General features: G+C 58.0%; 24 protein-coding genes and 2 pseudogenes. 17 read left to right on the plus strand and 9 right to left on the minus strand.

Annotated elements, in window-relative coordinates; genetic code table 11:
* Window positions 1-200: 200 nt before the first annotated feature.
* Together AWU82_RS29160 and AWU82_RS08630 are read left to right on the plus strand one after the other, a co-directional pair.
* Window positions 201-320, plus strand: a pseudogene (locus tag AWU82_RS29160) (aldo/keto reductase); the annotation flags it as partial.
* A gap of 72 nt (window positions 321-392) precedes the next feature.
* Window positions 393-1,026, plus strand: a pseudogene (locus AWU82_RS08630) (LysR family transcriptional regulator).
* A gap of 45 nt (window positions 1,027-1,071) precedes the next feature.
* Here the strand turns inward: AWU82_RS08630 and AWU82_RS08635 are convergent.
* The gene (locus tag AWU82_RS08635; RefSeq protein WP_064381892.1) at window positions 1,072-1,329 is read right to left on the minus strand and encodes a DUF2790 domain-containing protein; all 258 of its coding nucleotides are present in this window, start codon (window positions 1,327-1,329) and stop codon (window positions 1,072-1,074) included.
* A 240-nt stretch (window positions 1,330-1,569) separates the two neighbouring features.
* Here AWU82_RS08635 and AWU82_RS08640 point away from each other — a divergent pair, with 240 nt between their 5' ends.
* Window positions 1,570-1,791, plus strand: a complete 222-nt coding sequence (locus AWU82_RS08640; protein ID WP_064381893.1) for a hypothetical protein — start codon at window positions 1,570-1,572, stop codon at window positions 1,789-1,791.
* Between the two features lie 101 nt (window positions 1,792-1,892).
* On the opposite strand, the gene AWU82_RS08645 is transcribed toward AWU82_RS08640, so the two are convergent.
* Window positions 1,893-2,627: a DUF695 domain-containing protein gene (locus AWU82_RS08645; protein ID WP_064381894.1), complete on the minus strand. Its 735-nt coding sequence runs from the start codon at window positions 2,625-2,627 to the stop codon at window positions 1,893-1,895.
* A 51-nt stretch (window positions 2,628-2,678) separates the two neighbouring features.
* Window positions 2,679-2,981: a DUF7660 family protein gene (locus tag AWU82_RS08650; protein WP_084776980.1), complete on the minus strand. Its 303-nt coding sequence runs from the start codon at window positions 2,979-2,981 to the stop codon at window positions 2,679-2,681.
* Between the two features lie 25 nt (window positions 2,982-3,006).
* Here AWU82_RS08650 and AWU82_RS08655 point away from each other — a divergent pair, with 25 nt between their 5' ends.
* Window positions 3,007-3,387 (plus strand): hypothetical protein, encoded by a 381-nt coding sequence (locus AWU82_RS08655; protein ID WP_223290681.1) that lies wholly within the window; start codon window positions 3,007-3,009, stop codon window positions 3,385-3,387.
* 33 nt (window positions 3,388-3,420) lie between these two features.
* Here the strand turns inward: AWU82_RS08655 and AWU82_RS08660 are convergent, their stop codons facing one another.
* Complete coding sequence (locus AWU82_RS08660; protein WP_064381895.1) at window positions 3,421-3,867, minus strand: anti-virulence regulator CigR family protein; 447 nt, start codon at window positions 3,865-3,867, stop codon at window positions 3,421-3,423.
* A gap of 137 nt (window positions 3,868-4,004) precedes the next feature.
* Between AWU82_RS08660 and AWU82_RS08665 the strand changes: the two genes are divergently transcribed.
* From AWU82_RS08665 to AWU82_RS08680, 4 genes are all read left to right on the plus strand, one after another.
* Window positions 4,005-5,042 (plus strand): alpha/beta hydrolase family protein, encoded by a 1,038-nt coding sequence (locus AWU82_RS08665; protein WP_064381896.1) that lies wholly within the window; start codon window positions 4,005-4,007, stop codon window positions 5,040-5,042.
* A gap of 67 nt (window positions 5,043-5,109) precedes the next feature.
* A complete protein-coding gene (locus tag AWU82_RS08670) occupies window positions 5,110-5,433 on the plus strand; it encodes a gamma-glutamylcyclotransferase family protein (RefSeq protein WP_084776982.1) in 324 nt (107 codons plus the stop codon).
* Window positions 5,434-5,867: 434 nt separating this feature from the next.
* A complete protein-coding gene (locus tag AWU82_RS08675) occupies window positions 5,868-6,560 on the plus strand; it encodes a phytanoyl-CoA dioxygenase family protein (RefSeq protein ID WP_064381899.1) in 693 nt (230 codons plus the stop codon).
* A gap of 57 nt (window positions 6,561-6,617) precedes the next feature.
* The gene (locus tag AWU82_RS08680; protein ID WP_064381900.1) at window positions 6,618-7,535 is read left to right on the plus strand and encodes a bifunctional helix-turn-helix transcriptional regulator/GNAT family N-acetyltransferase; all 918 of its coding nucleotides are present in this window, start codon (window positions 6,618-6,620) and stop codon (window positions 7,533-7,535) included.
* Between the two features lie 44 nt (window positions 7,536-7,579).
* Here the strand turns inward: AWU82_RS08680 and AWU82_RS08685 are convergent, their stop codons facing one another.
* The gene (locus AWU82_RS08685; RefSeq protein ID WP_064381901.1) at window positions 7,580-8,035 is read right to left on the minus strand and encodes a winged helix-turn-helix transcriptional regulator; all 456 of its coding nucleotides are present in this window, start codon (window positions 8,033-8,035) and stop codon (window positions 7,580-7,582) included.
* A 96-nt stretch (window positions 8,036-8,131) separates the two neighbouring features.
* Here AWU82_RS08685 and AWU82_RS08690 point away from each other — a divergent pair, with 96 nt between their 5' ends.
* Entirely contained in the window at window positions 8,132-9,073 is a 942-nt protein-coding gene (locus AWU82_RS08690) for an aromatic alcohol reductase (RefSeq protein WP_064381902.1), read from the plus strand.
* Window positions 9,074-9,249: 176 nt separating this feature from the next.
* Complete coding sequence (locus tag AWU82_RS08695; RefSeq protein WP_064381903.1) at window positions 9,250-9,774, plus strand: hypothetical protein; 525 nt, start codon at window positions 9,250-9,252, stop codon at window positions 9,772-9,774.
* Window positions 9,775-9,864: 90 nt separating this feature from the next.
* Here AWU82_RS08695 and AWU82_RS08700 read toward each other — a convergent pair whose 3' ends face one another.
* Window positions 9,865-10,341 (minus strand): PA2171 family ribosome-binding persister protein, encoded by a 477-nt coding sequence (locus tag AWU82_RS08700; protein WP_064381904.1) that lies wholly within the window; start codon window positions 10,339-10,341, stop codon window positions 9,865-9,867.
* 701 nt (window positions 10,342-11,042) lie between these two features.
* Between AWU82_RS08700 and AWU82_RS08705 the strand changes: the two genes are divergently transcribed.
* Window positions 11,043-11,405, plus strand: coding sequence for a DUF6124 family protein (locus tag AWU82_RS08705; RefSeq protein ID WP_064381905.1), 363 nt, complete (start codon window positions 11,043-11,045; stop codon window positions 11,403-11,405).
* 227 nt (window positions 11,406-11,632) lie between these two features.
* Here the strand turns inward: AWU82_RS08705 and AWU82_RS08710 are convergent, their stop codons facing one another.
* From AWU82_RS08710 to AWU82_RS08720, 3 genes are read right to left on the minus strand one after another with little or no spacing between them, the layout of a single operon-like run.
* Complete coding sequence (locus AWU82_RS08710; RefSeq protein ID WP_064381906.1) at window positions 11,633-12,307, minus strand: anti-sigma factor; 675 nt, start codon at window positions 12,305-12,307, stop codon at window positions 11,633-11,635.
* Window positions 12,304-12,939: a sigma-70 family RNA polymerase sigma factor gene (locus tag AWU82_RS08715; RefSeq protein WP_064381907.1), complete on the minus strand. Its 636-nt coding sequence runs from the start codon at window positions 12,937-12,939 to the stop codon at window positions 12,304-12,306. Before AWU82_RS08715 ends, AWU82_RS08710 begins: the two co-directional genes overlap by 4 nt.
* A 55-nt stretch (window positions 12,940-12,994) precedes the next feature.
* Window positions 12,995-13,588, minus strand: coding sequence for a fasciclin domain-containing protein (locus AWU82_RS08720; protein WP_064381908.1), 594 nt, complete (start codon window positions 13,586-13,588; stop codon window positions 12,995-12,997).
* Between the two features lie 309 nt (window positions 13,589-13,897).
* Between AWU82_RS08720 and AWU82_RS08725 the strand changes: the two genes are divergently transcribed.
* The 6 genes from AWU82_RS08725 (at window position 13,898) to arsH (ending at window position 17,997) form a co-directional block, all read left to right on the plus strand.
* On the plus strand, window positions 13,898-14,365 hold the full coding sequence (locus AWU82_RS08725; protein ID WP_064381909.1) for a metallophosphoesterase family protein: 468 nt from the start codon (window positions 13,898-13,900) through the stop codon (window positions 14,363-14,365).
* A 43-nt stretch (window positions 14,366-14,408) separates the two neighbouring features.
* Window positions 14,409-15,029: a LysE family translocator gene (locus AWU82_RS08730; protein WP_064381910.1), complete on the plus strand. Its 621-nt coding sequence runs from the start codon at window positions 14,409-14,411 to the stop codon at window positions 15,027-15,029.
* A 117-nt stretch (window positions 15,030-15,146) separates the two neighbouring features.
* Window positions 15,147-15,494 carry a metalloregulator ArsR/SmtB family transcription factor gene (locus AWU82_RS08735; RefSeq protein ID WP_064381911.1) on the plus strand — a complete coding sequence of 116 codons (348 nt, stop codon included), beginning with the start codon at window positions 15,147-15,149 and terminating at the stop codon, window positions 15,492-15,494.
* A 22-nt stretch (window positions 15,495-15,516) separates the two neighbouring features.
* A complete protein-coding gene (gene arsB / locus AWU82_RS08740; RefSeq protein WP_064381912.1) occupies window positions 15,517-16,800 on the plus strand; it encodes an arsenic transporter in 1,284 nt (427 codons plus the stop codon).
* Between the two features lie 25 nt (window positions 16,801-16,825).
* Window positions 16,826-17,296: an arsenate reductase ArsC gene (locus AWU82_RS08745; protein WP_011333821.1), complete on the plus strand. Its 471-nt coding sequence runs from the start codon at window positions 16,826-16,828 to the stop codon at window positions 17,294-17,296.
* Window positions 17,297-17,307: 11 nt separating this feature from the next.
* Window positions 17,308-17,997 (plus strand): arsenical resistance protein ArsH, encoded by a 690-nt coding sequence (gene arsH / locus AWU82_RS08750; RefSeq protein WP_064381913.1) that lies wholly within the window; start codon window positions 17,308-17,310, stop codon window positions 17,995-17,997.
* Window positions 17,998-18,056: the final 59 nt, after the last annotated feature.

Raw genomic sequence — 18,056 nt, forward strand, 5'->3', positions numbered from 1 at the left:
TTACTCGAGCCTACCCCCCCTTGAGCAAGTGCCTACAAATTCACCAGAAAGCGCCGGCTTTCAGGGCTCGCCCCTCAAGCCGTATCCTTTTCCCGTCACCCACATCCCGCCCAAGGCAGTAAGCCGTCCTAATCATCCAGGACGTGCCAAACCCTTGGGCGTTTTTGTTTTAAACAACGGAGGCAGATCCATGAATCTTCGATATCGCGACGTTGCCGCACCGAGCGATGCGCGAGATCAGGGAAGAGATCACGACGCGGATCCGTTTCAATTCCGTGGTCGAGACCGGCGTGCCCGGTTTCATCCCGCGTAAAAAGTGACACATGGCAAAGGGGCGGCCTCCTGTGAGGTCGCCCCTATACTCTTTCCACCTGACTGTTGAGACGACACCGATGGACGTCTTCCAAAGCATGCGCTTCTTCATCGCCGTAGCCCAAAGCGGCAGCTTCACCGCCGCTGCCGAGATGCCGGACACCAATACCACCAACGTCTCCAAAGCGATCTCTGCTCTCGAAGCGCGCCTGCATACGCGGCTGATCAACCGCAACACCCGCCGCCTAGCCCTGACCGAAGCCGGCGTGCGCTATCTGGAGCGCTGCCCGCCTATGTGGCCAAACGCGGTCTGCCGCAAACACCGGGCGAGCTTTGCGAACACGAGTGTCTGCGCATCGTCAACACGGTGATGCCGGTAGAAAACTGGACATTCGAAGGCCCGAAGGCATGGAAACCATCAGCATTCCCGTGTCGCCCTTCCACATCAATACCGCCGACGGCATGACCATCGCGATCAGAAAAGGCATGGGCATCGGCATTCAGCCGATTGCTTCGGCCGTGGATGGCTTGAGGGCGGGAACCCTGGTGCGGGTGTTGCCGGAGTACCGGCTGGAGGAGTTGAACCTGTTCGCGATCTATCCGTCGCGCAAGTTCGTCGATGCGAAGATCAAGACCTGGGTGGAGTTTCTGAAGCAGTCGATCCCGCAATTGCTGGCATCGGATGAAAACGTCGTTGGAGCGAAAGCGTGTTGAGCGTGGCTGGCATGGAGTGTCGACCCTCCATCCCCCGCGCCCGACTCAACTGGAACAGCCAGTGCCCATCACTTGATATTGCAGAACGTGGCGCTCGCCATGGGAATCTTCGTAGGTCATCTGCACCGGCACCGGGGCGCATTCGTTGGCCGGTTCGGTGATGGAGATGACGTGTTCGATGTCCAGACTGGTCGAAGAACTGTAGGTCTCGACCGGGATGTTCGCCGCGTCCGCGTTATCGGCGTAAGCGTGCGCACCGAAACTGCCAAGCATTAAAACCAGCGCGATTTTTTTGAGAGTCATGATGTTCACCGTCTCGTTGAGGACCGTGTTTGTTCACGGATTGGAGACGATGCTAAGGGTTGCGGCGGCGGGGAAATATCGGCGGGATAGACAAACACTGTTGCTGGATTTCATATGAATAGGGTCGACGCCAATCATTGACCGCATCAATAACAACCATTAATTCAATGAAGTTCTCATATCAAACCGAAGGCGTAGGATCTGCTCCATACCAACCCACTGCACACGGAGTACAGAAACATGAAACGCCAAACAATCCTCGGCATCGCCTTCTCGCTCTTCGCCTTGAACGCTTTTGCGGCGACTGAAACCGATCCACTGTTCAGCGATGCAGTTGCCTCTGCGACTCAGACTGATCCACTGTTCAGTGACGCCGTTGCCGCGACCGAAACCGATCCGCTGTTCAGTGATGCGGTAGCCGAAGGTGGTTCTGACCGTCTGATCGAAAGCCGTAACGCCTGAATGCTGGGTTTTACCGCAGTACCCGACGAAAGCCCGGCCCTATCCGCCGGGCTTTTTCATGTCTGAAGGGTATCGCCCTGTCCTTTGTGGCTATGCAGCTGTCACTCCACGCATTTTTTGGGGGTGATGCGAATCACCTCCGCCAGGTTGTCAGCAGGCTGCGAACCGGTACTCAACACCACATCCCGGCGTGCACTCAACTCGATAGGGTATGGCCCGCCCTGCGAGAGCGCCGACCGCGTCCTGGCGTTAAACGCTTCATCGTTTTGCGTATAGAAAATCCACTCCCGCTGGTGTCCACCCGTCACCGTGCAGACCCACTTCGCCAGTCCCTTCTCCTCTACCGCCGGCACTATCAACTTCTCCATTTCAGCCATGCGGATGGCGTCCCGACGCTCCGGTATCACGCCTGTCGATGTGTACTTCCAGACGATCCTGATTTTGAAAGGCAACGCTCGTTTCTCAGTCAGCGATATCGAGTCCAGCCCCTTGTAGATCATGGGTGCGGGGGACTCTGGAAAATCGGATGGCTGATACTTGCTTTCAGAGGCCTCGACAATTTGCTGCTGTGGGGGATAAACGAATTTGTCGTCCAGAAGCGCTTCGAGCGCCGCCCTGCTTCTGCGTTCTCGATTCGCTACACAATTATCGTAATCAACACTTTTGGCCGGACCAGCCGCCAGGCACGCGTCACGCTCGACCGGAGGCGGCGATTTGGAGCTGGAGCAGCCAGCGACGACTACGCTGACTATCGCCAGCAAGCGGAAGCGGTTTGTGGCGTGCATTACGCCAAAACCGGACCTCATCAGAGAGCGCCCGGTTTTATCAATGACCATGAATAGCTTTTCCTTTAAACCTTGACCTGCGGCTGCAAACCAGCCCAACTGTCACTCATAAAACTTTCCAGCGAACAGAATCGCTGCACAGCGCTGCCATACATTCGATTGGGCATTATCGTCCAAAGGAGATCGGTTGCTGGCATGCGCCCATGCAGCTGCCGCATCGAGAAACGCATTAACCGTTCCGTTTTCCCATTCCTGGCTATCTGATCGATCTATTGACGAGGGAGCGTTATGTTCCAACAAACGTTCACTGGCAAAATCAGCCCCCAGCGCCTCGACAAATCGAATGAACGACTGCTCATCTCTGACAAGCGCTAACAATTCATCAAGATCTACAGGCGTGTGCATAGGTTCTCCGGGTAAGGCGTTTTGAGTGAATGCATGCTGCGACAGGGGAACGCGAACGGTCAACTCACCGTCGGACGGAGGGCTGCTCGCAAGAACTCAGCAAATCATCGAGCAACATCTGAAGCCCAAGCGCCTTTATATCGGCCGCTTCGGTCATGAACCCGGTCTTCCCCTCCACTTCCATTTCATGCCGGTCTATGACTGGGTCGAAGACTTGTTCTGGAAAGACTCCCGCTATCGCTTGCTCGAATCTTTTGCCTACGCCGAGAATCCCTTGCCATCGACCGATGGCGCAGAACTGACGCTGTTCGTTTGGCGAGAATTTGCCGAAAACCCCACACCGCCAGCGATTCAGGGGCGCTCTGTTGAAGAGGTGATTGAGGAACTGCGCAGCGCCTTCAAATGATCAGTTCATCGAGTTGCCCGCTGCGCGGATGACTCAATCGAAGGCGCCATTGAGCACTTCATAAATCAGCCCTGTGGCCAGCGCGACCAGGATCAGATCGGTGCCGACCTGCTGCCATTCGTAGCCGTCGTAGTGCGGCAGTCTGCCGACCAGTCGACCATCGAGCTTCTTCGCAATACCGGGCGGCAGCGGTTTACCCCGCGTCAGGTTCTTCTGAATGCCGGGAGGCAAGGCCGGGCCCGGGGTCCAGTAGCCACGATAGCCGTCCACGATCCCGATCACCCCGCCGCGATCGATACTCGGGCCGTGCCCCTGATAACCGCCCCCGCCTTTTTTCCCCTGATTGCCATGATCCTGGCTGTTATGCGGGTTGCCCTTGCCCTGCCCCTTTCCATTGCCAGGATCGGCCAGCGCTGACACCGAAGTGCTCAACAGCGCAATACAGGTCGTGGTCGCAATCAACGTGCGTAAACCGGACATGGGTCGTTCCTTGAATGAATGTGTGTGTTTGGATTCTAGTCAGTTTTTTTTAAAGGCATGGAGAGAGAGCTATAAGACTGGTAGAACGTCCGGGCGAACGTCCCGTTTGTCCGATTTGATCAAGGAAGATAAAAACAATGAAAAAGACTTTCCGTATTCTGCTACTGATCTGCCTTTCAGCCAGCGTAAACGCTGACGAAAACCCCATCGGTTTCCGCTCCGCCACGCTGACGGACGCGCGCAGCGACCGCCCGCTGGACATGGTCGTCTGGTATCCCGCCAAGACCACCGCTCCCGCGCAATTGATTGCCGACGACGCGGTGTTCGTCGGGAATTCGGCGGTGCGTGAGGCGCCGCCGACGACTGGTGATCATCCACTGCTGGTGCTGTCCCACGGTTTCAGGGGCAACTGGAGCAATCAGGCGTGGCTCGCCAGTGCGCTGGCCCGTCAGGGTTACATCGTCGCGGCAGTCAATCACCCCGGCACCACGACTCATGACCGTAGCCCGAAAGCCGCTGCACAGTTGTGGCAACGACCTGCCGACATCAGCCGTGTCATCGATGCGGTCACGGCTCAACCGGAGCAATTTGGCGCAGTCTCGAAGGAGCGAATTGCAGTCGCCGGCCACTCGCTCGGCGGCTGGACCGCTCTGGAAATCGCCGGCACACGCTTCGACCCCGAGCGTTTTGCCGAGGACTGCGCGGCCCATCAAAAACTCGCCAGTTGCTCGGTCTACAAAACAATTAACGTCGCCGATACACCGCAAGCGAAGAGCCGGATCAGCGCAGACTTGAGCGACAAACGCGTCAGCGCCATCGTGTCACTGGATCTGGGCCTGTCACGCGGGATGACCGACGCCAGCCTCGCCGCGCTGCCAATTCCGACATTGGTGATCGGCGCGGGCGTGCCGTCCGAAGAACTTCCCGCCCAACTGGAATCGGCGAATCTCGCCACGCGACTGCCTTCGGCTACCTCGCAGTATGTCGAGATCAGCGACGCCAGCCATTTCAGCTTCATGTCGTTGTGCAAGCCCGGCGCCGTGGCGCTGCTCGAAGAGGATTCGCCAGGCGACGGCATCATTTGCGCGGACGGCGGCGTGCGTTCGCGTGAGGTGATCCAGCAACAGGTGGTTGCGTTAATTGATGGGTTTCTGAGCCGGTCGGCGCAGAACTGATCGCGGTCTTGCCTGCGTATCGTTCATCCGTCAGGATCCCTCCCCTTTTTGACTGGCAGGAGCAATCGTGGAACGTCTCTTCGTTTATGGAACCCTGGGCCCTGGCCGGCCAAATGAGCATGTGATGCTGAACATCGGCGGCACGTGGGAGGCCGCTTCGCTGAAGGGGCGTTTGTCGCAGGCCGGATGGGGCGCGGCGATGGGTTTTCCCGGGCTGATGATTGCCGAGGATGGTGATGTCATCGAAGGTTTCGTCTTCGCCTCCGAAAATTTCCACCTGCACTGGGCGGCGCTGGATGAGTTTGAAGGGGCTGAGTATCAGCGGGTTTTGACCAAGGTGACGCTGGATGACGGGACGGCAATGGATGCCTATGCCTACGCACTCAAATAGTCGGCCTTCGGCCTTTTCTCGACGGATGAAAATCTTCCTGGCCGGGCTAGTGTTTTGTGTTGGGCTATGGGGTGCTTCCGAGTGGTGGGAGAAAGCGTTGGCGAAGCCTGACTACGCAGCTCATATCAGCCCCGATAGCTGCTTCAGGGTGCAAACTTTCAGACCTTTCTGGTTACTGCCCAACTTCCTTCACCCGCAGGCGCCTCCAGACGCCCCCTTCGAAACTCAATGGTTCGTCCGCTGGGAATCTCCCGCGTTTTTCCGTTTGTACGACAATCGCGATGATCAGCTACTTGGCGAAAGCGAAATCTATGATCTGGTGAGTTACGGGAACCGATTGTCTTGGGGTTACGGCAGCGATACCGAGGTTCGCGTTGGCTTGATCACGATCGGCAATACTCGCCCTGATTGTAAAAAGGGAGACTGATGAAGCCATGACGAGCCGCGAACTACTCCATAGCAAAGGCTACACACTGCTCTTTGGAGCGGTTCCGAACACGTGGCTGCCCGCCCTTCGCCTCGCTTTCGATACCGGTATCAAACCCTCAAACGAATGGCCCGTGCCCCGCGGCATCGATTGGCGCCATTCACAACTGGACACTGACCCGACCGTTCAAGCCGTGTGCCGATTGCCACACTTGCTGGCGGTGGTGGGCGAGTTGATCGGCGAACGCTTCTTCCTCTCTCAGGTCGAGGGCCGTGAACCGCTTGCCGGTGGCGGCCACCAACAACTGCACCGCGACTTGTCGGCCCAACGCACCGGCGACACTGTCAACGCGCTGGTGTATCTCGACGACTACGGCCCGGAAAACGGTGCAACCCGCATCGTCCCCGGCAGCCACCGTCCTGCACCGGGCGAACTTGCGCTCGATTTCACTGACGAGTCCCGATCCGTGCAACTGACGGGCAGCGCGGGCGACATCCTGATCTTCGATGCCGACCTGATCCACGCCGGCAGCCTGAACTCCAGCGGTGCACGCCGGCGCTCCCTGTTGATCACCTGGTTTTCCGAAGCGCTCTACTCAACGCATCTGGAAACGGTGAGACTCAGAAACATACAAATGGACACGACTGAGCGGTTCGATCCGGGGGACTTTGCGTTCGGGATCGTGAAATCATTCATTTGACTTGCTTGCCTAAGGCAACTATATAGTTGCCTTAGGCAAACATATGAGCATCACGCCATGTCTACGATCACCGACCGCGCCGACAGCGTCCGGCAGTTCAACCGCTTCTACACCCATCAGATCGGCGTGTTGCAGGAACACTTGCTGCAAAGCGACTACTCGCTGACCGAGCTGCGCATCCTCTACGAACTCGCGTCCCAGGGCGATCTGACCAGCACCGATTTGCGCCAGATGCTGGGCCTCGACGCGGGCTACATGAGTCGCCTCATCAGCGGTTTCGACAAAAAAGGCCTGATCCAGAAAGTCCCCTCCGCCACCGACGCCCGCGCCAGTCAGTTGCACATTACCGACCTGGGCCGCGAGATCCTCGCCCCGCTGGAACAGGCCTCGCGACAAGAAGTCATCACCCTGCTCGAACGCCTGTCCGAACCGCAGCAACTGCAACTGATCGCCTCGATGAAGCAAATACAGACGCTACTCGAGGGCGGCCAGTCGACGACCTATCTGTTGCGCAATCCGCAGCCCGGTGACATGGGCCTGGTGGTGCATCAACAGACCGCAATCTACAGCCGTGAATACGGCTGGAATTCAGAGTTCGAAGCCCTGGTGGCAGAGGTTGTCGCCAAGTACCTGCGCGAATTCGACCCCAGCGGCGAGCGCTGCTGGATCGCGGAAAAGGACGGCAAGGTGGTGGGTTCGGTGTTCGTCATTCGCCACGACGAAACCACCGCGAAACTGCGCATGCTCTACGTGGACGCCAGCGCGCGGGGCCTGGGGATCGGCAATCGACTGGTCGAGGAATGCCTGCGTTTTGCCCGGGATGTCGGCTACAAAAAGATGATTCTGTGGACCACCAGCAATCTGGTGGATGCCCGCCGGTTGTATCAACGGGCGGGGTTTGAGTTGGTCGAGGAAGAGCCGATTCACAGCTTCGGCAAAGAGCTGGTGAGTCAGACCTGGGCGATCGAGTTGTGAGGTTATGCTCGCGGTGAGTCGTCGTCAGGCAGGACAATAGCGTCCTAAGGCACCTCTGAATCGACCGCCATGGGCGTAGGGACTTGCCACGAAGGCTTTTGCTCAACCTGACTGTCGAAAGCACGGCGTGCCTTGCGAATGTCATCGACGTTTTCGACCACCCAAGTCCACACAGGCGACATGCGGACCAAAAGCCCCATGCCCAGTGGCGTCAGTTCGTATTCGACACGTGGCGGAACTTCACCGAACTCCCGTCGAATCAGAAGACCATCACGCTCCAGTGAGCGCAGCGTCTTGGTCAACATGCGCTGAGTCACGCCCCTCATCTGTCGCTTGATCTCGGCATGGCGCATCGTGCCGTACACACCCAGGGCATGCAGGATGCCCAACGACCAGCGACTGCCGGCATGCGTGAGGACTTCTCGCCGGACGCCGTCATCATCGTCTCTGAGCGTCTGGCAGATCCTCTCTGCCTGGCCAAGAGTCTCTTGGTCGGTCATTTCTCCTCCCGGTATCACACGTGTGCCTTCTTACTGGCGCTGTCGAATGGTGCAAGTATTTGCCCATCTTACAGACAGCAGGTTTCAGGAGACATCATGACCGAAGTCATACAGCTTTCCCCCCAATCGATTCTCGTACTCGGTGCCGGCGAACTCGGCCTGCCGGTTTTGCGCAATCTCGCACAGGTCGCAAAACGCGCACCCGGTTCCACAATCAGTGTCCTTCTCAGAGCCTCAACCATCGGTACTCAGGTGCCCGAGAAAAAGGCAGAAATCGATGAGCTGCGGAGTCTGGGTATTCAAATGGTCGCCGCCGATCTGGTGAGCGATTCGATCGATCAACTGGCTGAAGTTTTCGCACGATTCGATACCGTCATCGGCTGTGCAGGCATGGTCGCGGGTCGGGAAACGCCGATGAAGCTTGCCACCGCAGCGCTCAAGGCCGGTGTGAAGCGCTACTTTCCATGGCAGTTTGGTGTGGATTTCGAGGTGATCGGGCGAGGCAGTCCGCAGGATCTGTTTGATGCTCAGCTCGATGTGCGCGAGTTGCTTCGCGCCCAGGATAAAACCGAGTGGGTCATCATCTCGACGGGCATGTTCACCAGTTTCCTGTTCGAGCCGGTGTTTGAGGTCGTGGACTTCGACAACGACGCCGTGAACGCATTGGGCAGTCTCGACAACAGCGTGACGCTCACGACACCGCAAGACATCGGCAGGCTGACCGCCGAAATCGTCTTCTTTGAACCTCGTTTTCGCAATCAGATCGTCTACCTTTCCGGCGACACCGTGACCTACGGACAAGTGGCGAGCATCCTTGAACGGGTGCTGGAACGTCCGTTCAAACGCAACGTCTGGACTGTCGAGCACCTGATCCAGGAACTCGAAAAAGATCCCACCCACCACATCAAAAAGTATCGCGCCGTGTTTGCACAAGGCAGAGGCGTGGCCTGGCCGAAAGCTGGCACGTTCAACGAACAGCAATCCATTCAGGTCACCAGCGCCGAACAGTGGGTTCGAGAAAACCTCGCAGGCAACTGAAATCACTTCGCGCTCAACGGTTCTGCAGGACTGATGAGCGCACCTCATAATGCCTCGCCGATGTACCCGTCCAGTCCTCTCCCTTGCGCTCGCTTACTGTTCATCGCACAAGGTGAACCTTTCGCTGACCGACGTCTCCGAATGTTCTCCGGATTCGAATACCAGGACGTTTCTTCGTGCCAAGAATACTGACGAGTCATACCAGCGACAGCGAACTTACAGAACATAACGCCAAGATGTTTGGCTCGCCGAAAGAACGACTGGATTTCTATCGTCGGGAAATCCAGTACGAGACCAGCATCCTGGCCAACCGTACGGACGCCTATCTCGCCGCCCAGTCATTCCTGGTCATTGCTTTCGCCTCCAGCATGGGCAATCTCAATCCCGAGTGGGGCAAAATGTTCACTCTCGTCGTGCCTCCCTTCCTCGCGCTATTGGGCGTGTTGAGTTCACTCAACGCGTGGCCGGGCATCCGCGCCGCTTACGACATCATCGACCACTGGTACTACAAACAGAGTGAACTGTTACGCAGCGAGCCCGTGATGGGTATGGCTTATGACGAATCCCCTCTGTTCTGTGAGCGCGAGTCAACGCACAAAGGCTATCGCAAGGCACTGCTGTTTTCAGTGCGCACGCCGTGGATTTTCGCGTCATTCTGGGTGCTGCTCGGCTTTTGGGGCGTGTTCATCCAGGTGGCCTGATCACAATGGCCTCCCCTCGCGCAGGGGCTGAAATCGAGAAGCCCGGCATTGAGCCGGGCTTGTGATTACGCAGCAGATCCGTCTATTTGCTCAGGCTGCCATATTCGCCCCGCCGAGGCTTTTCTTGAGTGAAGCCTTCATAACTTCCATTTCCTTGCCCAGCTCCTCGAGCTTTGCCTTGCCCAGCAGCTTTCTGGCCTGAGGAAACATCTCGGTTTCCTCTTCTTCGATATGGTGTTCCAGAAGCTCCTTGACGACCTTTACGCGGCCTGCGAACTCCGGCTTGGAAGGATCGGTAGATTTCAGATCAGGCAATACCAAAGAATCGACCGTGCGGTGTTCTTCTTTTGCCTCGTAGTACATCTCATCCTGCTCTTTACCGCCTGCTTCCTTGAAAGCCGGATACAGAATCTGCTCTTCAAGCTGAGTATGAATGGTGATTTCCAGCTCCAGCTTGTCCAACAAATCCGCACGTTTTTTTAATGCCCGATCGGTCGATTCGCTGAGTTGGTTCAGGATGCCTTTTACTTTTTCGTGGTCAGTTTTCAAAAGGTCGATGGCGTTCATTTGAGGCCTCTATCACGGATTATTTTTTTTGCCGAACGTGGTCGGCAACTCTCACGGTATTCCAGACAGACCTCGCATATTGTGTGCCAGCGCCCCCCTTCAAAAGGTCTTAGAAAAATCAAAGAGTTGTGCAGAGTGATGGCCAAATATAGGCATGCACTCTGCATGAGTGTGGGTTGAGGTTCTTGCAAATAGCGGAAGTGAGCCTGCTCAGTGGTTGCCAGTTGAAATCGTGCAGGATGGTGGTCTCCTTTCCAAGTGGCTTGGGGGTGGAGCCAGTCCGGGGCAGCAGAGCGCCAGGGAAAGATCCAATACGACGGTTATCGAAGGAGCCATCGAAGGTTGTTTAAGGGTTTCGGCCCTGCTGTTTAAAGACACTCAGCGTTACTTCCTCAAGGCTACAACGCCTTGCGTCATTGCCTACGACTACGCCAGAATCCGCCGGCTTGTGCGTCTGGGACGCGGGTTCTATCGTTTCCGGGTCACTGAAAACAGTGATCGGGTTTGGTAGCCCGAGTTAACTAGTCGCATAGCGCGCCATTCGCAGGCCTCTTCAGGTCTGTACTCGATGGTGGCCATGCGCAGGGCACTTTCGAGTGCGCCGGGTTCCTAGTTACCGGTCTACCAACCCGCGTATTGGCCGCCACCCTTCGTTTGGTAGCGAGGGTGAAGGCTCCTTTTCAATAATTAGGAGTATCACCATGATCAAACCAACACCGAATCCCCCGGAAACCGATCCAGTCTCCCCCTACAAATTCCCCGACTCCCGAACCCTCAATGAAGCCGCCGAACGCGCCCTCGATCACTACCTCACCCCGCAACAACGGGTCATGGGCAGCCACCACAAGCACGACCCCATGTACTTGGCCAACCCGGCGTATGACACTGAATCCCTGCTGGCCAACGCCAGCGAATCACTGGGATCGGCGAACGAAATGCTCAACAACTTCGCGGCCACGCTGGAGCCCGCCCATCGCAAGACCGCGATCGGGATTGCGCAGTTGGTGATGTTGAGTGAGTTGGCGGTGAATCAGGCGTTGGATCATGTTGAGGTGAAGAGCTAAACGTTTGTCCTTTACAGGCGGATAAACCGCAACGGTAGAGGGAATCAGCGTTGGCCGAAGCTGCCACGATGAATGGCAGCTTTCGGCCAGAAGCGGACGTTCACAAGCGACCGCTACCGGCCAAAAGCTGCCGTTTATGTTCATGAGCGCGTTGCGTTGAAGCAGAATTCTGGGCGACCGATCAGTGAGCCGTTTACTCACGAAAATTAACGGTTTGCTGCCCTGAGTCATAGAGCCGAAAGCACGCCCTGATACAGCACAGGACCAGTCGGCTGTCCTGTTGGCGATCCACCCTCGGGTTCAAGACTGATGGCCAACGTGATTGACTCACCAATAAACGCTTTCTGCGCACCGCCCAACTTGATCTCCCCGTCTCCGCCTGGGGGAATCACCCCAAGCGAAACAGGCTTTCCATCTGAAGGAATAACCCACATTTCCAAGCTACGATTCTTTTCTATCTTCACCAAAGCCAGCGTTTTGATTTTTAGATAATTCTCGTGCGCTTCAATGCTCATCCACGACTGTGCGTCGGCACTACGCAACGTTGCACTGTAGCGAACTTCGTCACGGTTATAGATAACGCTCAGCGTTACCGCTGCTACCAGTGAACATGTTGCAATCGTCACCCAGAGCCAGCTCCAGAATGGTCGCTTTACAGGCAACTGCATTGTTTGCGGATCTATACGCGCCGTAATTCCGCGCCATACACGATCCGGTACAGGTGATTCAGGCAGAGACTGGGTAAGGCTCGCAAGGCTTTCCCGCCATTGCGAAAGTTCTGCGCGAAGTTCCGAGTCCTCCAGTAAAAGCTGCTCAAAGCGCCGGCGTGCGGCTGGTGGCATCAACCCAATGGCATAATCTGCGGCAAGTGCGCGACGAAGACTTGGAGTTTGGTAGTTCATGACTCAAGGCACCTGCGCAAACGCTCCATCCCTCGGCGGATCCAAGACTTTACCGACCCGAGCGGTGCCGACAGGTGCTCCGCCAGTTCTGAACAGGAAAGCCCTTCAAAATAAGCAATGGTGATTGACTGACGTTGCATCCCTTCGAGCTCATCTAGGCACCGATTCAATGAAGTGGTCTCACGGGAGCTGTTCAACTGTTCATGTACCGAGGGGCTGTCGTCTACCAGCATCTGCGCGTCGAGGTCACTCAGGGGACGTTCGCGACGCTTTCGCAATTGGTCGATGGCCTGATTTCGCGTGATATTGATCATCCAGGTCATCGGCGCCGACAGTTGCGATTGGTAGCGTGAAGCATTGTTCCAGATACGCACAAAACTTTCCTGTAGCACCTCCTCAGCCAGATCTGGGCGCCCCATGAACCGCAGCGCCACGCCATGCAGACGCGGACTCACGCTACGATACAGCGCTTCAAAAGCGCGTCGGTCACCCAAGGAACACTGGGCTAGAAGGTTTTTGAGTTGGTCAGTGTCGGCGATGGGAATAGCCTTTCTCCAAACGAATGGATCGTGAGGTTCTACAAGTCGATTGCAGCCAGAGGTTAGCCCACAGCGCGCGGTTGTTCCATTCACGGGTGGGCTCCTCGGAGGACTCGCCGGTCATGCTGAAATCGACCGGCGACGCCGGTCAACTTTTCGGCATCAGGACTTTGTCGATGACCTGTATCACACCGTTCGACTGGTATACGTCATAAGTACTGATGTCGGCGACGTCGCCCTTCTCATCTTTGATGGTGATGTTGTGCGGACCATTCATCATTGCCCACAGTTTTCCGCCCGAGACGGTGGTCAGTTCGGTCTTGCCACCTCCGGCCTTGATCTTTTCGGCAAGAGTGGCCATGTCCAGTTTGCCGCTCACGACGTGGTAAGTAAGGATCTTGGTGAGGGTTGCCTTGTTTTCCGGTTTTAGCAACGTATCGACGGTTCCTGCGGGCAGAGCAGTAAAGGCCGAATTGACTGGTGCAAACACAGTAAAGGGTCCTTTTCCCTTGAGGGTGTCGACAAGACCGGCAGCTTTCACAGCGGCGACCAGGGTGGTGTGATCGGCCGAGTTCACTGCGTTGTCGACGATGTCCTTGTTCGGCAACATGCTTTGACCGCCGACCATGACGCTGTCGTGACTCATCGATGCAGCATGCGCAGCGTTGAACACTAATCCGCTACCTGCCACCAAGGTCAGAAGGCCCGCAATCAATTGCGTTTTGATCGAAATGCGTTTCATCGTGATGATCCTTTGTGAGGAAGATCGGCCAGGAGATTCTGTCCGTGCTTGGTATACGCGGCGGCGTTCGGATTGGATGCAGTAACGCTCTTTTTTTCGCAGAAATTGCGAGTGAGTGATCCAGTGACCACCACTCGTTAGGCAAGGTGGCTATAACCCCGGCTGAATGCTCGGCCTTGTGGAAAGACGCTTTCGGCCGAAAGCGTCCATACGCGAGCAGCTACTATCGGATCGATGCGGACATCGACAAGAGACCGCTACTGGCCGAAACCAGCCACTCCCACCCGAACCACCAACGGAGAGCCCCCCATGAAAACCGCCCTGATCTCCGACACCCACAACCTTCTCCGCCCCGAAGCCCTTGCCGCGCTCCAGGGCTGTGACCAGATCATCCACGCCGGCGACATCGGCAACCCGGACATCCTCACCCAACTGGCAAAAATCGCCCCCGTTCACGCCGTGCGCGGCAACAACGATCTCAACAGCCCGTGGGCCGAAAACCTCCCCGACCTCCTGACCTTCACCCTAAATGGCTGGCCAGCACTCCTCGTCCACGACATCGCCGACGTCCCCGCGGATCTCGATCCGGGCATCAAGCTCATCATCACCGGCCATTCCCACAAACCCCGCATCGAATGGCGCGGTGACCGTCTCTACGTAAACCCCGGCAGCGCCGGCCCTCGGCGTTTCAAGTTGCCGGTCACGCTGGCGATCCTCGAGATACAACCAGAGCGCATCGAACCGCGCCTGATTTCCCTGCTGGATCCCCCCGCCTGAAACCGCTACCGTCCCCCCATCCAGAACAGGGAACCCACGCGCCATGTCCATCGCCGACAACCTCCTCGCCTTCACCCTCGCCGCCACGCTGCTGACCCTGACGCCCGGTCTCGACACCGCGCTGGTGCTGCGCACGGCCACCGTCGAGGGCAAGCAGCAGGCCTTGCGTGCGGCGTTGGGGATCAACGCCGGTTGTCTGTTGTGGGGCGCGGCGGTGGCGTTTGGGTTGGGGGCGTTGATTGCGGTGTCGGAGCTGGCCTACAACCTGTTGAAGTATTGCGGCGCAGCGTATCTGGCGTGGCTGGGGTTGAACATGCTGCTGCGCCCTCGCCGTTCGCTGGCACCTGCCGAGGCCGACGGCAAGCCGGGTGCGAATTGGTTTTTCAAGGGCATGCTGGGGAATGTGCTCAATCCGAAGATCGGGATTTTCTACGTGTCGTTTCTGCCGCAGTTCATTCCGCAAGGTCAGCCGCTGGTGCCGTGGACGTTCGGGCTGGTGAGCATTCATGTGGTGCTCGGGCTGATCTGGTCGCTGGTGTTGATTGGCGCGACGCAGCCGCTGTCCGGTTTCCTTCGGCGCGAGAAGGTGGTTCGCTGGATGGATCGCACCACCGGGATGATTTTCGTGTTATTTGCTGCGCGGTTGGCGTTCAGCAAGCGTTGAGGCGCCTGCGCTAAACACACCTTCGGTCGAGAGCTGCCACTTCAACAAACTCAAGGCTTGCCCAACACATATGGATATCCGTATATTCGGACAACCATATGTACTCAAGGCATCGTCATGCTCAACCCCGCCTCCGTTTTCAAATGCCTCGCCGACGAAACCCGCGCCCGGGCCACGCTGCTGATCACCCGTGAGGGTGAGCTGTGTGTCTGCGAACTGGTCTGCGCGCTGGACGACAGTCAGCCGAAAATCTCCCGCCATCTCGCGCAGCTGCGCACCTGCGGTCTGCTGCTGGATCGTCGTCAGGGCCAGTGGGTTTATTACCGGCTCAACCCTGATTTGCCCGCATGGATTCGCACGCTGCTCGAAACCACGCTCGCCGCCAACACCGCCTGGCTGGAAGAAAACAGCGCGCGGCTGGCGGCCATGGGCGATCGCCCGCTCAACACCTCCGCTTGCTGCTAAGCCTCAGGCTTTCGGGATTCCCATGTTTTTTGCTTTTGCCATTTTTCTATTCACGATTGTGCTGGTCATCTGGCAGCCGAAGGGGCTGGGTGTCGGCTGGAGTGCGACGCTCGGCGCGGTGCTGGCGCTGCTCAGCGGGGTTGTGACCCTGGGCGATATTCCCACGGTGTGGGGCATTGTCTGGAACGCGACCGCGACGTTCATTGCCGTCATTATCATTAGCCTGTTGCTCGACGAAGCCGGTTTTTTCCAGTGGGCCGCGTTGCACGTCGCCCGTTGGGCAAAGGGCGATGGCCGGCGTCTGTTCGCCTTTACGGTGTTGTTGGGCGCGGCCGTTTCTGCGCTGTTTGCCAACGATGGCGCGGCGCTGATCCTGACGCCGATTGTGATTTCGATACTGCTCGCCCTGCGCTTCTCGGCGGCTTCCACTTTGGCGTTCGTCATGGCGGCCGGTTTCATCGCCGATACCGCGAGCCTGCCGCTGGTGGTGTCCAACCTGGTCAACATCGTTTCCGCCGATTATTTCGGCCTTGGCTTCAGCGAATATGCCTCGGTGATGGTGCCGGTCAACGCGGTTGCCGTGGCCTCCACTCTGGGGGTGCTGTACTGGTTCTTCCGGCGTGACATACCCACACATTACTCACTGGATGACTTGCAGGATCCGCGACTGGCCATCCGCGACGGGCTGACTTTCCGGGTCGGCTGGATCGTGTTGGGGCTGCTCCTGATCGGTCTGTTCGCCCTGGAACCGCTGGGCATTCCCATCAGTGCGATTGCCGCAGTCTGCGCGGCGCTGCTGTTCGCGGTGGCGGCGCGGGGTCATGTGATTTCGACCCGGCGCGTGCTGCGCGAAGCCCCTTGGCAGATCGTGATTTTCTCGCTCGGCATGTACCTGGTGGTGTACGGGCTGAAGAACGCCGGGCTGACGGATTATCTGGCGACGACACTGAATTATCTGGCTGGTACCGGGCTCTGGGGCGCGGCGCTGGGTACGGGATTTCTGACCGCCCTGCTGTCGTCCGCGATGAACAACATGCCGACGGTGTTGGTGGGCGCGTTGTCGATCCAGGCCAGTGATGCCGTCGGCGTGATACGCGAGGCGATGATCTACGCCAATGTCATCGGCTCGGACCTGGGCCCGAAAATCACCCCCATCGGCAGTCTGGCGACGCTGCTCTGGCTGCACGTGCTGGAGCGCAAAGGGATCCGCATCACCTGGGGTTATTACTTCAAGACCGGCGTGGTGCTGACCCTGCCGATTCTGTTCATCACCTTGTCTGCCCTGGCCCTGCGCCTGAGCGTTTAACGCCTGTCTGGAAAGAGGAATCATCATGCGCGTTCTATTCATGTGCACCGCCAACAGCTGCCGCAGCATTCTCTCGGAGGCGATGTTCAACCATCTGGCGCCGGCCGGTTTCGAAGCAGTCAGTGCCGGCAGTTTCCCCAAGGGCCAGGTGCTGCCGCGCAGCCTGACCACGTTGCAGGCGGCCGGCATTTCCATCGCCGGGTTGAGCAGCAAGGGCAACGAGGCCTTCGAGGACAACCCGCCGGACATCGTCATCACCGTGTGCGACAAGGCCGCCGGTGAAGCTTGCCCGGTGTATTTCGGCCCGGCCCTGAAAGCCCATTGGGGGCTGGAAGATCCGTCGGATGTGGTCGGCGATGAACGCACCATTGATGCCGCCTTCCGCGCCACCCTCGCCCAAATCGAAACCCGCTGCCGGGCCTTCCTCGCCCTGCCCTTCGCCGAACTTGACCGTGATGCCCTCAAGCGCGAGCTCGACCGCATCAGCACGCTGTAACCGGAGCTAACATGACCAACTTGCCCAACCTCGATCCTTCACTGGTTCAAACAACCACGCGTGACGAAGGCGCCCACAAGCCGCGCATCCTGTTGCTGTACGGCTCGACCCGCCCGCGCTCCTTCAGCCGCTTGCTCGTCGAAGAAGCCGCCCGCCTGCTGGAGCACTTCGGTGCCGAGACGCGAATCTTCAATCCTTCGGGCCTGCCGCTGCCGGACGATGCGCCGGGCGATCACCCGAAAGTCCAGGAACTGCTCGAGCTGATGCAATGGTCCGAAGGCCAGGTCTGGTGCTCGCCGGAACGCCACGGCGCCATGTCGGCGGTGTTCAAGGCGCAGATCGACTGGGTGCCGCTGGCCCTCGGCGCGGTGCGTCCGACCCAGGGCAAGACCCTGGCGGTGATGCAGGTCTGCGGCGGCTCGCAGTCGTTCAACGTGGTCAATCAACTGCGCGTGCTGGGCCGCTGGATGCGCATGTTCACCATCCCCAATCAGTCGTCGGTGCCCAAGGCCTATCTGGAATTCGACGAAGACAACCGCATGAAACCCTCGGCGCTGTACGACCGGGTGGTGGACGTGATGGAAGAGTTGGTGAAATTCACGCTGTTGCTGCGTGACCGCCCGGACCTGGTGGATCGCTATTCCGAGCGCAAGGAATCGGCGGAGGAATTGATGCAGCGGGTCAATCAGCGGTCGATCTGATGACCAGACCTCACAATAAAAAACCGGTGCGAACGTTCGCACCGGTTTTTTTTCGTCGC

This window comes from Pseudomonas glycinae (assembly GCF_001594225.2).
Lineage (GTDB): Bacteria > Pseudomonadota > Gammaproteobacteria > Pseudomonadales > Pseudomonadaceae > Aquipseudomonas > Aquipseudomonas glycinae.